Here is a 13,669-nt window from a genome sequence, read left to right as displayed (position 1 = left end):
ACGCGCGCCGCATGACTGCGTACAAGCCCGGCGACCCGACCACGATCAACCGCCTTTATGGCCGTTCGAAAGGCAAACCGCTGCGCGCGGGCCAGCAGGATCTGGTCGACACTTTGCTGCCGCAGATCGCGGTGCCGGAAGTTGGCGAAGTTGCCGCGCAGCGTCTGTTCGGCGATGACCGGCCGCTGCATTTCGAGATCGGTTTCGGCGGCGGCGAGCATATGGCGGGGCGGGCGGATATGCTGCCCGATCATGGGTTTATCGGCGCCGAGCCCTTCGTCAACGGGGTGGCCCAGGCCCTTGTCCATGTCGCGGGCGACCATGGCCGGAACTTGCCGCTCGCCAACGTCCGCATCCACCATGGCGACGCGCTGGAGGTGCTGCGCCGCATCCCCGACGGCGCGCTCAGCTTCGCCTATCTGCTCCACCCCGACCCCTGGCCCAAGGCGCGGCATGCGAAGCGGCGGATGATGAACGACGGCCCGCTCGACCTGATCGCGGCGAAGCTGAAGCCCGGCGGCGAGTTCCGCTTCGGCACCGATCATCCGATCTATCTCGAACATGCGCTGATGGTGATGCGGCGCCACCGCCACCAGTATGAATGGCTGGCGAAGGACGCCAAGGATTTCCTGACACGCCCCGCGGGCTGGCCCGAAACGCGCTACGAAGCCAAGGCGCGCGCGTTGGGGCACGAGGTCTGGTATTTCCGCTATCGGCGGCGCTGAACCCTAGCCGGCGAGCATGGCTTGCAATTCGGGCGGCGGGGCTTTCCCGGCCTTGGCCAGCTCGCCCAGCGTCGCCAGCGCCATCGCGCGATAGGCGGGGAGCAGGTCGGGGCAATCGCGGGCGATGGCGGCGAGATGCGCGCGGATCGTGTCGGCGTCGCCGCGCAGCAGCGGGCCCGACAGCGCGTCGAAGCCCTGCGCGAGGCTGTTCTCCAGCGCCGCGCGGACGAGCGGGGCGAGCAAGGCTTCGGGTTCGTCGGCGCCCGCGGCGCGAAGCGCGTGCGACGCGCCGCCGAGCAGGGTCACCAGATGGTTCGCGGCGTGCGACAAGGCCGCATGATAAAGCGCGCGCCGCTCCTCGGCGATCTCGACCGCGATGCCGCCGAGCAGGGCGACGAGCGTGCGCGCCTCGGCGAGCGTCTCGCCGTCGGGCGCGGTGATCGCGAAGCGCGCGCCGGCCATGCGCTCCAATTCCCGTTCGGGATCGCCGGTGAAGGTCATCGCGGGGTGCACCGCCGCGGTCAGCGCGCCGCATATCTGGAGCGGCGCGAGGATCGCCGCGCCGCTGCCCCCGCTGACATGGCAGACGAAGGGTTCGTGCCCGGGCTCGAGCGCGTCGGCGATCTGCGCGGCCACCACGCCGAGCGCCGCATCGGCGACCGCGATCACGATCAGGTCACACCCGACGAGCTCTTCGATCGAGTCGGCCACCGCGGCGCCGGCCGCCCCCGCCGCCGCGCGCGCGCGGTCGGACGAGCGTCCCCAGATCAGCACCGGCTCGGCCGAGCGCGGTGCCAGCGCGCGCGCCATCGCCTGCGCGACGCGCCCCGTCCCGGCGATGCCGACGCGATGATAGCGGACGCCCATCAGCTCGCGAGCTTGGGCAGCCCGTCCATGATCGCGGTCAGCGCGAGCGCATTTTCGCGCTCCATCGCGCTGTGCCCGGCGTTGGTCACCACATAGGTCGCGGGTTCGGCCCCCGCCCCGCGCAGCGCCGCGACGAGGCGCGAGGCCTGGGTCAGCGGGCACACCTGGTCGAAGCGGCCGTGGACGATATGCACCGGGATTTTCGCGAGGATGTCGGCGCTGCCGAGCAAATGGCCGGGTTCGATGAACAAATTGTTCGCGAAATAATGCGCCTCGATCTGCGCGAAGCAGAGCGCGAAATCGGCGTCGCCGAACTTGCCCGTCGCCGCCGATTCGGGGATCATGTTCGAAATCACCCCCTCCCAGAGCGACCAGGTGAGCGCGGCGTCGAGCTGCTTCGCGCGCTCGGCGTCGGTCGCCGGGACCATGTCGAAGATGCGCTTGTACGAAGCCATGACGTCGGCGCGCTCCTCCGGCGTCAGCACCGCCAGAAGCTCGGCCCATTCGTCGGGATAGTGGATATAGGCGCCGGGCGCGGTGAGCGCATAGGGCGCCTGGTGCCAGGTCGCGGCATTGCCCTGGTAGAGATAGTCGAGATCCTCGGCCGCGCCGAGGAAGATGCCGCGCAGGATCAGGCTCGCGCAATGTTCGGGAAAGGCGATCGCATAGGCCATGGCGAGCGTGCTGCCCCAGCTGCCGCCGAAGACGTGCATCGGCCCGGCGATGCCGAGCGCATCGCGGAGCTGGTTTATGTCGCCGATCAGGTCGGCGGTGGTGTTCTTCTTGAGCGCGACCGCGGGGCCCGCCGAGGCGACGGTCGGTTCGCTCTTGCCGCAGCCGCGCTGGTCGAACAGGATCACGCGGTAGCGCGCGGAATCGAAGAAGCGCGCCATTTCGGGCGAGCAGGCGCCGCCCGGCCCGCCGTGGAGGAACATCACCGGCTCGCCCGCCGGATTGCCATATTCCTCCCAATAGAGGCGGTGGTCGGGGTCGCTGTCGACCGGCAGGTGGCCGGTGCGGAGCGCCGGCGTCGCGGGATGGACCCAGGCGTCGCCGATCTTGCTCGACGTTTCGAGGCGCGAGAAATCCATCGTCATTTCCCCCCGATCGAAAGCAGTTCGACGGTGAACAGCAGGGTCGCGCCGCCGGGGATCGGACCGCGGCCGCCGATGCCATAAGCGAGATCATAGGGGATGGCGAATTCGACCTTGTCGCCGACCGCCATATATTGGACGCCCTCGGTCCAGCCCTTGATCACGCGACCCAGCGGAAAGGTCGCGGGCTGGCCGCGCGCGACCGAGCTGTCGAACTCCGACCCGTCGACGAAGGTGCCGACATAATGGACGGTGACCGCATCGTCCGTGCCGGGCCGTGGCCCCGCGCCGGTGCCCGCGATGCGGCGCCAGCGCAGCCCGCTTGCCATGACGTTCCAGCCGGTTCCCGCGTGGCGCTCGGCGAGCGCGGCCGACTGGCGGTTGAGCCAGGCGGTGGTCACCTGCTGCGCCGGGGGCTCGGTCTGCGCCGTAGCGGGGGCCGCGAGGACAAGCGCGGCGAGGAAAGAGAGGGTCCGGGGCAAGGTCATCGCGATCTCCTGAAACGAAGACCGGGGCATAGCCGGGTGGGACGGCGGTGCAATCCCCTGTTGGATGGGGAGCGGTGGTCGAGGGGCCGGTTTGGGGTGGGTAGCGGACGTTGCCGATCCTCCCCGTGCCGGGGAGGATCGCTTTATGTCCCCAACCGCCCGATACCGGACGTTGGGGGTGGGCACGGACGGCGCGGAACGAAAGGAAAATCGCGCCGGCCGCAGCCCACCCCGCCCCCTCCCCGCAAAGGGAGGAGGATTCCGAAACATCGCGATCGGGAAGCCGACACGAACAAAACGGGGCGGCCCTGTGTCAGGTACCGCCCCAGTCAGTGGATCCGCCTTGGAGAGGGAGAGGGCGGATCGGAGATTGGTGTCGTCTGGCTATGCTTAGTTGGCGGACGCGACCTGCGCGTCGCCCTGTACTTCAGTCACGCCGGCGACCTTGAGCGCGGCGCGGAACTGCTTGGCGGCGGCGCGTTCGTTGCCCGCTTCGCACAGCTTCTTGCCGGTCGAGACGAAGCGCTTGGCATTCGCCTGCTTGCCGCCTTCGGCGCCGCTGGCGGCGGTCGAAGCCTGTTCGGCGAGGCCGGCGCAGCGATAGTCGCCGCCCGACTGGGCATAGGCCGGCGAGGTGGTCGCGACGAGGCCGGTGAAAGCAAGCGCCGAAGCGGCGACGATGGCAAAAGCCGAGGGGAAGCGGCGGAAGTTGGAGAGCTGATAGGCCATGGGAGAGGTTCCTTTCGTTTCGTTGTGCAACCTTTTTAGTCGCGATTGCGCAAATAGATAATCCTCTATAATCTGCAAGTGCCTTGAAGCAGGATTTAACAATACCCCATGGGGTCCTCGACGGGATTGAGGCCTTTCTGCGTGTCGCGGAGCGGCGGAGCTTTTCCGCCGCGGCGGCCGACCTCGGCGTCTCGCCCTCGGCGATCAGCCAGACGATCAAGGGACTCGAAGCCCGCGTCGGCGCGCCCCTGTTCATGCGCACGACACGCAGCGTCGGGCTGACCCAGGCGGGCGAGATGTTCCTCGAGCGCGCGGCGCCCGCCTATGCCGGGCTTGGCGACGCCTATGAGGCGGCGCGCAACCTCGGAAACCGCCCCGCTGGACGGCTGCGCATCAATTTGATGCGCGGCGCGGTGCAGCCCCTGTTCGAACCGATCATCGCGGGCTTTTGCGAAGCCTATCCCGAGATCGAGCTGGAAATTTACGCCGAGGATGCCCTCGCCGACCTTAGTGCCGGAGGGTTCGACGCCGGCGTGCGGATGGGTGAGGCGCTCGACGCCGACATGATCGCGGTCCGTCTGACCGGACCCTTCCGTTTCGTCGCAGTCGCGACCCCCGGCTATCTTGCGAAGCACGGCCGGCCGGATGCCCCCGACGATCTCAGAAACCATCGCTGCGTGCGGATGCGGATGGGCAGCGGCGCGCTGATGCCCTGGACCTTCGAGAAAGGGAATCGCGAGATCGAGGTCGGCGTGACCGGTCCGGTGATCGTCAACGACTTCACCGCGATGATGGTCGCGGTGCGCGCCGGCGTGGCGATGGGGATGACCGCCGAGCCGGTGGTCAAGGCGCAGGTCGCTGCGGGCGAGCTCGAACTGGTGCTCGTCGACCATGCGTGCTCGACCTCGGGGCTGTTCCTCTATTATCCGAGCCGCAAGCAGGTGATGCCCAAATTGCGCGCCTTCATCGATTATGTCCGCGATTATCTGCCCGACGATGTCACCGGCTGATCGCGTGCGCACCCCTATCGCTTGGGCGCGCAAACAAATCCCTTCATCGCGCGCAGAAAAATTGGACTCGCGATTCGCCGCGAAACGCGGCAGCGGGTTGTCAACTAAAGGGGTTGGGATACATTTATGATCGATCTGGCGTCCATCGACATTTACGGGCTCCTGCCCTTCATCCTGATCGGCTTCGCCGCGCAGCTGGTCGACGGCGCGCTCGGCATGGCGTTCGGGGTCATCTGCAACACCCTGCTCGTCGCGGTGCTCGGCGTGCCGCCCGCGACCGCCTCGGCGCGCATCCATGTCGTCGAGATCTTCACGACCGGCGCATCGGGGCTCAGCCATTTGTTCCATCGCAACATCGAATGGTCCTTGTTCTGGCGGCTGCTGATCCCCGGCGTGATCGGTGGCGTCCTCGGCGCCTATGTTCTGACATCGCTGCATGCCGATGTCGTGAAGCCCTTCGTGCTGGGCTATCTGGTGCTGATCGGCGTGTGGCTCTTGATCCGCGGCCTGCTCTATCCGCCCAAGTTCGAGAAGCCCAAAGTCGTCGCGCCGCTTGCGGTCGTCGGCGGCTTTCTCGACGCCGCGGGCGGGGGCGGCTGGGGGCCGGTCGTGACATCGAACCTGCTCGTCCAGGGCGGCGAACCGCGCAAGGTCGTCGGCACGGTCAACAGCGTCGAATTCTTCCTCGCGCTCACCGTATCGGCGGCCTTCATCTATCGACTCGGCTTCGAGCAAATCCTCGGCCCGACGCTGGGTCTGATCATCGGCGGCGTCGCCGCGGCGCCGCTCGGCGCGATGATGGCCAAGCGCTTCTCGCCCAAGGTGATGCTGGTGATGGTCGGCATCGTGCTGATCGCGACCAGCGCGTTCGGGTTGTACAAGGCGCTGAACTGAGCGGGCGTTAGCTTTCGGGCGAGAGGGGACGTTTAGCCCCCCTCCCTTTTAGGGAGGGGCTTGGGGGTGGGTTTGCCGCCGAAGGCGGCGCTCTGCCTCTTGCTCGCTACGCTCGCTACCCACCCCTAACCCCTCCCTAAAAGGGAGGGGAATGGCTCAGTTCCACTCCAAAGCCGCCATCCTTCCCCAATCCCCTTGGGCTTCGCCGCCCGCCATGCTAGGGGCGCGCGCCATGCTGACGATCAACGCCCTTACCGTGCGCCTTGGCGGGCGCGCCATTCTCGACCGCGCGACCGCGAGCCTGCCCGGCAGGAGCCGGACCGGGCTGATCGGGCGCAACGGCGCGGGCAAGTCGACGCTGATGAAGGTGATGATCGGCAGCCTCGAGGCCGACGAGGGCGGCATCGAAATGCCGCGCAAGACGCGCATCGGCTATATCGCGCAGGATGCGCCGAGCGGCACCGCGACGCCGTTCGAGACGGTGCTCGCCGCCGACACCGAGCGCGCCGAACTGCTCGCAGCGTCGGAGACGGTGACCGACCCCGACCGGCTGGGCGACATCCACGAGCGGCTGATCGCGATCGACGCCTATACCGCGCCGGCGCGCGCCGCGCGTATCCTGATCGGGCTCGGCTTCGACGAGGAGATGCAGGGCCAGCCGCTCGACAGCTTCTCGGGCGGATGGAAGATGCGCGTCGCGCTCGCCGCGTTGCTGTTCTCGAACCCCGATTTGCTGCTGCTCGACGAACCGTCGAACCACCTCGACCTCGAGGCGACGATGTGGCTCGAAAGCTTCCTCAAATCCTATCCGGGCCAGCTCGTCGTGATCAGCCACGAGCGCGACCTGCTCAACAATGTCGTCGACCATATCCTCCACCTCGAGGGCGGCAAGGTGACGCTCTATCCGGGCGGCTACGACGATTTCGAGCGCCAGCGCGCCGAGCGCGCGGCGCAGCTTGCGGCGGCCAAGGCCGCGCAGGATGCGCAGCGCGCGAAGCTGCAGGATTATGTCGCGCGCAACAGCGCGCGCGCCTCGACCGCCAAACAGGCGCAGTCGCGCGCCAAGCAGCTCGCCAGGATGCAGCCGATCGCGGCGCTCGCCGAAGATCCGAGCCTGGCGTTCGATTTCCCGAGCCCCGACGAGCTGCGCCCGCCGCTGATCACGCTCGACTTGGCGAGCGTCGGCTACACGCCGGGCAAGCCGATCCTGTCGCGGCTCAACCTGCGCATCGACCCCGACGACCGCATCGCGCTCTTGGGCCGCAACGGCAACGGCAAGACGACGCTCGCGCGGCTGCTCGCGGCGCAGCTTACCCCGATGGACGGCGCGATGGCGGCGACGGGCAAGATGCGCGTCGGCTATTTCACCCAGTACCAGGTCGAGGAACTCGACGGCAGCGACACGCCGCTCGGCCATATGACGCGCGTGATGGCGGGCAAGACGCCCGGCGCGGTGCGCGCGCAATTGGGGCGCTTCGGCTTCTCGGGCAACAAGGCGACCACCGAAGTCGGCAAATTGTCGGGCGGCGAACGCGCGCGGCTGGCGCTCGCGCTGATCACGCGCGAGGCGCCGCACCTGCTGATCCTCGACGAACCGACCAACCACCTCGACGTCGACGCGCGCGAGGCGCTGGTGCAGGCCTTGAACGGCTTCGACGGCGCGGTGATCCTCGTCAGCCACGACCGCCATATGCTCGAGCTCACCGCCGACCGGCTGGTGCTCGTCGACAACGGCACCGCGCGCGATTTCGACGGCAGCATGGACGATTATGTCGCTTTCATCCTCGGCAAGTCGTCCGAGAAGGAACGAGGGGGCTCGAAGGCCGACCGCAAGGAAGACCGCAAGGCCGCCGCCGCGGCGCGCGAAGCCGCGGCGAAGGTCCGGAAGGCGGTCTCGGATGCCGAGGCCGATCTTGCCAAATATCAGGTCGTGCTGACCGCGATCGACCGCGCGATGTTCGATCCGCAGTCGGCGTCGAACGAATATGCCGGGCTGACGATGAGCGAATTGTCGCAGCGCCGCGGCAAGATCGTCGCGGCGCAGCAGGCGGCCGAGGCGCGCTGGGTCGAGGCGGGCGAGGCGCTGGAGGCGTTCGAGCGCGAGACCGCCTAGGCCGCGCGCCGCCGCGCCCGCGCGATCGACACGCTCTGGATCGCCGCCATCAGGAACAGGACGAAGGCGATAAAGCCGCCGAGCGCCGCGACGATATAATAGGTCTGCCGCCCGCCGACCGAATTGGTGGTCATCAGATAATGCGGCGAGGCGATCGTCACCCCCTGCTTCCCGAACGCCGCGACGACCCCGGCGGGCAGGCCGTTCTCGACCAGCACGCCCTGCATATGGTCGGCGAGGAAGATGTTGGTGCGCGGCGTCTCGCCGCTGTCCGTGAAGGCATGGCTCGCGCGGTCGATGAAGAAGCGCACCGGGGCGTCCTTCGCCGCGCCCTCGGCCACCACGGGCACATAGATGGTCTGATGATCGATATCGGCCGAGCGCGAGCGGAACGCCTCGTCCATTTGCAGCGCGCGGTCGGTGTCGGGCATCGCGCCCGCGAAGATCGCCGAGCCGGTCGGCGGCGTCGCATCGCCGAGGGTGGCGAGGTCGACGGTGGCGGGCGGATCCGACGGGTCGGGCAGCGTCTGCGAATAGAGCCAGGCCCCGCCCGCGACGAGCGCGAGAATGACGCCGCAGATCAGCATGCCCGTGCGCACGCGGCTGAGGATCGGCACCGGATCGTCGCCCGCGACCAGCGAGGCCTGATTGATGAGTTCGCGCTCGCGCAGCACGCGGAACGACGGGATCGCGAGGATGAAGGCGGGGACGAGCGCGGTCCAGACCTGCTCATAGCCGCCCCATTTTTCGATCTGCCATTCGGCGAGCCAGCGGTAGAGCCCGCTATAATGGCTATATTCCCACCACGCCCAGCCGGCGACGAGCGCCATCCAGCCGAGCGCGAGCCAGAAACGCAGCGATGATGTTTGCGGCATTCCCCTGCCCCCTTTGCTTCGATCATTCTATCATAGGCCCGGCCCATCGCGCTGCAGTGATTTGAGCCATAGGGCCGCGCCATGATATCCTGCGCGCCGCGGCCGAGTCCGCGCGCTTGACTCCGGCGGCACGGATCGCGATAATAGTTTCAATTGAAACCAGATTGGGAAGATGACCATGGCCGACCTGTTCGACAATCCGCTGGGCCTCGACGGTTTCGAATTCGTCGAATTTTCGGCGCCCGAGAAGGGCATTCTCGAACCGGTGTTCGAAGCGATGGGCTTCGCGCTGATCGCGCGCCACCGCTCGAAGGACGTGCAATTGTGGCGCCAGGGCGGGATCAACCTGATCGCCAATTACGAGCCCAAATCGCCCGCGGCCTATTTCGCCGCCGAGCACGGCCCCTCGGCGTGCGGCATGGGCTGGCGCGTGCGCGACGCCGCCAAGGCCTATGCCGAGGCGGTCGAACGCGGCGCCGAGCCGGTCGAGGTCAATCCGGGACCGATGGAACTGCGCCTGCCCGCGATCCGCGGCATCGGCGGATCGATCATCTATCTGATCGATCGCTACGGCGACGACCTCAGCATCTACGACATCGACTTCGTCTATGAGGAAGGCGCCGATCGCCGTCCCGTCGGCGCAGGCATGCAGCTGATCGATCATCTGACGCACAATGTCTATGGCGGCCGCATGGCGCATTGGGCGGCGTTCTACGAGCGCATCGCGGGCTTCCGCGAGATCCGCTATTTCGACATCAAGGGCGAATATACCGGGCTGACCTCGAAGGCGATGACCGCGCCCGACGGCAAGATCCGCATCCCGCTCAACGAGGAAGGCGCGGGCGGCAAGGGCCAGATCGAGGAATATCTGCGCGCTTACAATGGCGAGGGCATCCAGCATATCGCCTTCAGCTGCGACGATCTCTACGCCGCATGGGACAAGCTCAAGGCGCTCGGCAACCCCTTCGCACCCGCGCCGCCGGCGACCTATTACGAGATGCTCGAAGAGCGGCTTCCGGGCCATGGCGAGTCGGTCGAGGGCCTCCAGTCGCGCGGCATCCTGCTCGACGGGTCGACGGCCGAAGGCGACCCGCGCCTGCTGCTCCAGATTTTCGGCCAGACCGTGATCGGTCCGGTCTTCTTCGAATTCATCCAGCGCAAGAAGGACGAGGGCTTCGGCGAGGGCAATTTCACCGCGCTGTTCAAATCGATGGAAATGGACCAGATTCGCCGCGGGGTCCTGGAAGTCAAAGAGGAAGCTTGACCCTTTCACCGTTCGCCCTGAGCTTGTCGAAGGGCCGCTCTTCACTTTGAGCGAAGAAAAAAGAACGATGCTTCGACAAGCTCAGCACAAACGGAGTTGGGTAATATGACCAGCCAATCGCCCATCAAACTCGGCGGCGTCCACCATGCCGCCTATCGCTGCAAGGACGCGAAGCAGACGGTCGACTGGTACGAGCGCATGCTCGGCATGACCTATACCACCGCCTTTGCCGAGGATCATGTGCCGTCGACCGGCGAGTACGATCCGTATATGCACGTCTTCCTCGACGCGGGGAACGGCAATATCCTGGCGTTTTTCGAGCTTCCCAACCAGCCCGACATGGGGCGCGACACCAACACCCCGGCGTGGGTCCAGCATCTGGCGTTCAAGGTCGGCAGCTATGACGAACTGGTCGCCGCCAAGGCGCATCTGGAAAGCGAAGGCGTCGACGTGCTCGGCCCGACGCACCACGGCATCTTCAAGTCGATCTATTTCTTCGACCCCAACGGCCACCGCGTCGAGCTCGCCTGCGATATCGGGACCGACGAGCAATATGCCGAGCTGAAGCGCGTCGCACCGCTGATGCTCGAGGAATGGAGCCAGACCAAGAAGGCGCCGCGGCATGCGGACTGGCTGCATACGGCGGCGAACGAATGATATCCCGTCGCCCCCGCGAAGGCGGGGGCCGCTGTCGTTCCTATCCAGCGCAGACGGTATAAACCGCTAGCGGCCCCCGCCTTCGCGGGGGCGACGAATATTCTACTTCCGATTCAGCCCGATGGTCTCGAGCGTCGCGCCGCTGCACTTGTCGGCCTCGGCCGCCTTGTCATCGCCCGACAGCGCGCCGATCACGAGGAAACCCGCGACCACCGCGACGAGGAAGCCGCCGGTGACCCAGATCAGATATTTGTCGATGAACGCCTTGATCGGCGCGCCGAACAGCCGGAACAGGATTCCCACGAGCAGGAAGGAAAAGGCCCGGCTGGCGAGGCTCGCCCACAGGAAGGTCCAGAAATTCATGTGGATGAAGCCGGCGGTGATCGTCAGCAGCTTGAACGGGATCGGCGTCGCGCCCTTGATCAGGATGATCTCCGCGCCGAACTCTCGCAGATAACAGGCGGCCGGCGGGAAGGCATCGGAGAGCCCGAGCACCCCGAGCAGCCATAGCCCGACGCTCTCGTAGAGGAAAAAGCCGATCCCGTAGCCGAAAATGCCGCCCGCGACCGAGGCGAGCGTGCAAATGACGGCGTAGCGCACCGCCTTTTGCGGGTTCGCGAGGCACATGAGGCCGAGCAGCGGGTGCGGCGGGATCGGGAAGAAGCTCGCCTCGACGAAGGCGACCAGCGCGAGCCAGAACTCGGCGTGGGGGTGCGCCGATTTTTCCATGGTCCAGTTGTACATGCGCTGGATCAGGCCGGGCGGCTTGGCGGTGGCGGTCATGCTGGTCCTTGTTGCCGGGTCAGGATGACCACAGACCTCCCTTAGCCGTTCGTGTCGAGCGAAATAAAGCCCCTCCCCTTCAGGGGAGGGGTTGGGGTGGGGCCTGTCAGGTAGCGCTAGGCCGCCGGGCCCCACCCGCTGCGACTAGGCGGCAAGCCGCCAAGTCTCGCTGCCCTCCCCTGAAGGGGAGGGCGCAATTTCCATCAATGCCTAAAATGCCGCATCCCGGTGAACACCATCGCCAGCCCCGCCGCGTTCGCCGCCGCGATCACCTCGTCGTCGCGGATCGAGCCGCCGGGCTGGATGACGCAGGTCGCGCCCGCCTCGACCGCGGCGAGCAGCCCGTCGGCGAAGGGGAAGAAGGCGTCGCTCGCGACCGCGCTGCCGACGGTGCGCGGCTGGGCCCAGCCGTGCGATTCGGCGGCTTCGCGCGCCTTCACCGCGGCGATGCGCGCGCTGTCGCGGCGGTTCATCTGCCCCGCGCCGATGCCCGCGGTCGAGCCGCCCTTGGCATAGACGATCGCGTTCGATTTCACATGCTTCGCGACGGTCCAGGCGAAGAGCGCGTCGGTCAGCTCCTCGTCGGTCGGCGCGCGATCGGTGACGACCTGGAGATCGCCGACCGAGATCCGGCCATTGTCGCGGCTCTGCGCGAGCCAGCCGCCGGCGATCGTCTTCATCATGATGCCGCCGCGCGCCGGGTCTGGCAGTTCGCCGGTGAGCAGCAGGCGGAGATTCTTCTTCTTCGCAAACACCGCGCGCGCGTCGGCGTCGGCGTCGGGGGCGCAGACGACCTCGGTGAAGATGGTGCTGATCGCTTCGGCGGTGGGCCCGTCGAGCGGCCGGTTGACCGCGATGATGCCGCCGAACGCCGAGACATCGTCGCACTTCAGCGCCGCATCATAGGCCTCGGCGATCGTTGCGGCGGTCGCGACGCCGCACGGGTTGGCGTGCTTGACGATCACGCAGGTCGGACCCGCCTCGCGAAACTCGGCGACGAGTTCGAGCGCCGCGTCGGCGTCGTTGATATTATTGTAGCTGAGGTCCTTGCCCTGGACCTGCTCGGCCTGCGCGATACCGCGGCCCGCGGGGCCGGCGGGCAAATAGAGCGCGGCCTTCTGGTGCGGGTTCTCGCCATAGCGCAGCTCGGCCGACAGCTTGGCGGTCAGCGGCAGCGTGTCGGGGAAGAACTTGCCCTGGTCGGCGAAGGCGAACCATTGCGCGATCATGCTGTCATAGGTCGCGGTGTGCGCGAAGGCGGTGGCGGCGAGCCGCTTGCGCAGCGCCAGCGTCGTCGCTCCGCCGTTGGCGTCCATCTCTTCGATGACGGCTGCATAATCCTCGGGCTCGGTGACGATGCCGACGAAGGCGTGGTTCTTCGCCGACGAGCGCACCATCGCGGGACCGCCGATGTCGATATTCTCGATAATCGTATCGCGGTCGGCGCCCGACATCACGGTCTGGAGGAAGGGGTAGAGGTTGACGACGACGAGGTCGATCGCGCCGATGCCATGCTCTTCCATCGAGGCGACATGCGCCGCGTCGTCGCGCACCGCGAGGATGCCGCCGTGGACCGTCGGGTGCAAAGTCTTGACGCGGCCGTCCATCATCTCGGGAAAGCCGGTGAGGTCCGAGACGTCGAGGACATTGTGCCCGGCCTCGCGCAGCGCCTTCGCGGTCCCCCCGGTCGAGACCAGCTCGACGCCATGTTTGACGAGCGCGGCGGCAAGCTCGGTCAGCCCCGCCTTGTCGCTGACGGACAGAAGAGCGCGGCGGACGGTTATCGGGTCGGTCATGGGAAAGGGCGGCCTTTGCAGGGATGGGAAAGACGCGGCCCCCCTAGGCGGGTGGCGGCCTTTGGGCAACCTTTGAAGGATTCACGCGGAGGCGCGGAGAAGAAAAAGAGAAGAGATTTCGCGCAGAGGCGCAGAGGGCGCCGAGAAAATGGCGCCAACACCAAAACCGTTCGCCCTGAGCTTGTCGAAGCCTGTCCTGAGCGCCTGCAAGGCAGTCGAAGGGGGCTGTTCTTTCTTCGCGACGTTACAAGACAAGAACGGTGCTTCGACAAGCTCAGCACGAACGGAGTGGGATATTCCCTTCGCGCCTCCGCGTCTCCGCGTGAACCAAAAATCTCTGCGTTCTCTGCGCCTCTGCGCGAATCCGTTAAAAG

Annotated in this window: 13 protein-coding genes; 6 read left to right on the top strand and 7 right to left on the bottom strand. The window is 67.0% G+C overall.

The window, feature by feature from the left end:
* The first annotated feature begins 11 nt into the window (after window positions 1-11).
* Complete coding sequence (gene trmB / locus AC1RNQ_RS14665; RefSeq protein ID WP_493172105.1) at window positions 12-725, top strand: tRNA (guanine(46)-N(7))-methyltransferase TrmB; 714 nt, start codon at window positions 12-14, stop codon at window positions 723-725.
* A 3-nt stretch (window positions 726-728) separates the two neighbouring features.
* On the opposite strand, the gene AC1RNQ_RS14660 is transcribed toward trmB, so the two are convergent.
* The 4 genes from AC1RNQ_RS14660 to AC1RNQ_RS14645 all read right to left on the bottom strand — a co-directional run bounded on the left by AC1RNQ_RS14660 (window position 729) and on the right by AC1RNQ_RS14645 (window position 3,903).
* A complete protein-coding gene (locus AC1RNQ_RS14660; RefSeq protein ID WP_493172103.1) occupies window positions 729-1,592 on the bottom strand; it encodes a Rossmann-like and DUF2520 domain-containing protein in 864 nt (287 codons plus the stop codon).
* Complete coding sequence (gene pip, locus AC1RNQ_RS14655; RefSeq protein ID WP_493172101.1) at window positions 1,592-2,683, bottom strand: prolyl aminopeptidase; 1,092 nt, start codon at window positions 2,681-2,683, stop codon at window positions 1,592-1,594. The genes AC1RNQ_RS14660 and pip overlap by 1 nt, the downstream gene beginning before the upstream one ends.
* 2 nt (window positions 2,684-2,685) lie before the next feature.
* Window positions 2,686-3,174 carry an FKBP-type peptidyl-prolyl cis-trans isomerase gene (locus AC1RNQ_RS14650; protein ID WP_493172099.1) on the bottom strand — a complete coding sequence of 163 codons (489 nt, stop codon included), beginning with the start codon at window positions 3,172-3,174 and terminating at the stop codon, window positions 2,686-2,688.
* A gap of 390 nt (window positions 3,175-3,564) precedes the next feature.
* Entirely contained in the window at window positions 3,565-3,903 is a 339-nt protein-coding gene (locus AC1RNQ_RS14645; protein ID WP_493172097.1) for a hypothetical protein, read from the bottom strand.
* Window positions 3,904-3,986: 83 nt separating this feature from the next.
* Between AC1RNQ_RS14645 and AC1RNQ_RS14640 the strand changes: the two genes are divergently transcribed.
* From AC1RNQ_RS14640 to AC1RNQ_RS14630, 3 genes are all read left to right on the top strand, one after another.
* A complete protein-coding gene (locus AC1RNQ_RS14640) occupies window positions 3,987-4,913 on the top strand; it encodes a LysR family transcriptional regulator (RefSeq protein WP_493172095.1) in 927 nt (308 codons plus the stop codon).
* A 126-nt stretch (window positions 4,914-5,039) separates the two neighbouring features.
* Window positions 5,040-5,807 carry a sulfite exporter TauE/SafE family protein gene (locus tag AC1RNQ_RS14635; protein WP_493172093.1) on the top strand — a complete coding sequence of 256 codons (768 nt, stop codon included), beginning with the start codon at window positions 5,040-5,042 and terminating at the stop codon, window positions 5,805-5,807.
* A gap of 232 nt (window positions 5,808-6,039) precedes the next feature.
* Window positions 6,040-7,920 carry an ABC-F family ATP-binding cassette domain-containing protein gene (locus AC1RNQ_RS14630; protein ID WP_493172091.1) on the top strand — a complete coding sequence of 627 codons (1,881 nt, stop codon included), beginning with the start codon at window positions 6,040-6,042 and terminating at the stop codon, window positions 7,918-7,920.
* Here AC1RNQ_RS14630 and AC1RNQ_RS14625 read toward each other — a convergent pair.
* Window positions 7,917-8,795 (bottom strand): hypothetical protein, encoded by an 879-nt coding sequence (locus AC1RNQ_RS14625; protein ID WP_493172089.1) that lies wholly within the window; start codon window positions 8,793-8,795, stop codon window positions 7,917-7,919. The two genes, AC1RNQ_RS14630 and AC1RNQ_RS14625, sit on opposite strands and share 4 nt — an antisense overlap.
* Before the next feature lie 178 nt (window positions 8,796-8,973).
* Here AC1RNQ_RS14625 and hppD point away from each other — a divergent pair, with 178 nt between their 5' ends.
* Both hppD and AC1RNQ_RS14615 read left to right on the top strand, forming a co-directional pair.
* A complete protein-coding gene (gene hppD / locus AC1RNQ_RS14620; protein WP_493172603.1) occupies window positions 8,974-10,059 on the top strand; it encodes a 4-hydroxyphenylpyruvate dioxygenase in 1,086 nt (361 codons plus the stop codon).
* 105 nt (window positions 10,060-10,164) lie between these two features.
* Window positions 10,165-10,716 (top strand): VOC family protein, encoded by a 552-nt coding sequence (locus AC1RNQ_RS14615; RefSeq protein ID WP_493172087.1) that lies wholly within the window; start codon window positions 10,165-10,167, stop codon window positions 10,714-10,716.
* A 102-nt stretch (window positions 10,717-10,818) separates the two neighbouring features.
* Here AC1RNQ_RS14615 and AC1RNQ_RS14610 read toward each other — a convergent pair whose 3' ends face one another.
* Both AC1RNQ_RS14610 and purH read right to left on the bottom strand, forming a co-directional pair.
* Window positions 10,819-11,472 carry a YqaA family protein gene (locus tag AC1RNQ_RS14610; RefSeq protein WP_493172601.1) on the bottom strand — a complete coding sequence of 218 codons (654 nt, stop codon included), beginning with the start codon at window positions 11,470-11,472 and terminating at the stop codon, window positions 10,819-10,821.
* A 230-nt stretch (window positions 11,473-11,702) separates the two neighbouring features.
* A complete protein-coding gene (gene purH, locus AC1RNQ_RS14605) occupies window positions 11,703-13,295 on the bottom strand; it encodes a bifunctional phosphoribosylaminoimidazolecarboxamide formyltransferase/IMP cyclohydrolase (protein ID WP_493172085.1) in 1,593 nt (530 codons plus the stop codon).
* Window positions 13,296-13,669: the final 374 nt, after the last annotated feature.

Source organism: Sphingopyxis sp. GW821-FHT12F08 (assembly GCF_058806755.1).
This window is presented reverse-complemented; position numbering and strand designations above follow the sequence as displayed.

Excerpts from the sequence above, each read along its gene's own strand:
- trmB (WP_493172105.1), top strand. The coding sequence starts at position 12 with ATGACTGCGTACAAGCCCGGCGACCCGACCACGATCAACCGCCTTTAT.
- AC1RNQ_RS14660 (WP_493172103.1), bottom strand. The coding sequence starts at position 1,592 with ATGGGCGTCCGCTATCATCGCGTCGGCATCGCCGGGACGGGGCGCGTC.
- pip (WP_493172101.1), bottom strand. The coding sequence starts at position 2,683 with ATGGATTTCTCGCGCCTCGAAACGTCGAGCAAGATCGGCGACGCCTGG.
- AC1RNQ_RS14650 (WP_493172099.1), bottom strand. The coding sequence starts at position 3,174 with ATGACCTTGCCCCGGACCCTCTCTTTCCTCGCCGCGCTTGTCCTCGCG.
- AC1RNQ_RS14645 (WP_493172097.1), bottom strand. The coding sequence starts at position 3,903 with ATGGCCTATCAGCTCTCCAACTTCCGCCGCTTCCCCTCGGCTTTTGCC.
- AC1RNQ_RS14635 (WP_493172093.1), top strand. The coding sequence starts at position 5,040 with ATGATCGATCTGGCGTCCATCGACATTTACGGGCTCCTGCCCTTCATC.
- AC1RNQ_RS14630 (WP_493172091.1), top strand. The coding sequence starts at position 6,040 with ATGCTGACGATCAACGCCCTTACCGTGCGCCTTGGCGGGCGCGCCATT.
- AC1RNQ_RS14625 (WP_493172089.1), bottom strand. The coding sequence starts at position 8,795 with ATGCCGCAAACATCATCGCTGCGTTTCTGGCTCGCGCTCGGCTGGATG.
- hppD (WP_493172603.1), top strand. The coding sequence starts at position 8,974 with ATGGCCGACCTGTTCGACAATCCGCTGGGCCTCGACGGTTTCGAATTC.
- AC1RNQ_RS14615 (WP_493172087.1), top strand. The coding sequence starts at position 10,165 with ATGACCAGCCAATCGCCCATCAAACTCGGCGGCGTCCACCATGCCGCC.
- purH (WP_493172085.1), bottom strand. The coding sequence starts at position 13,295 with ATGACCGACCCGATAACCGTCCGCCGCGCTCTTCTGTCCGTCAGCGAC.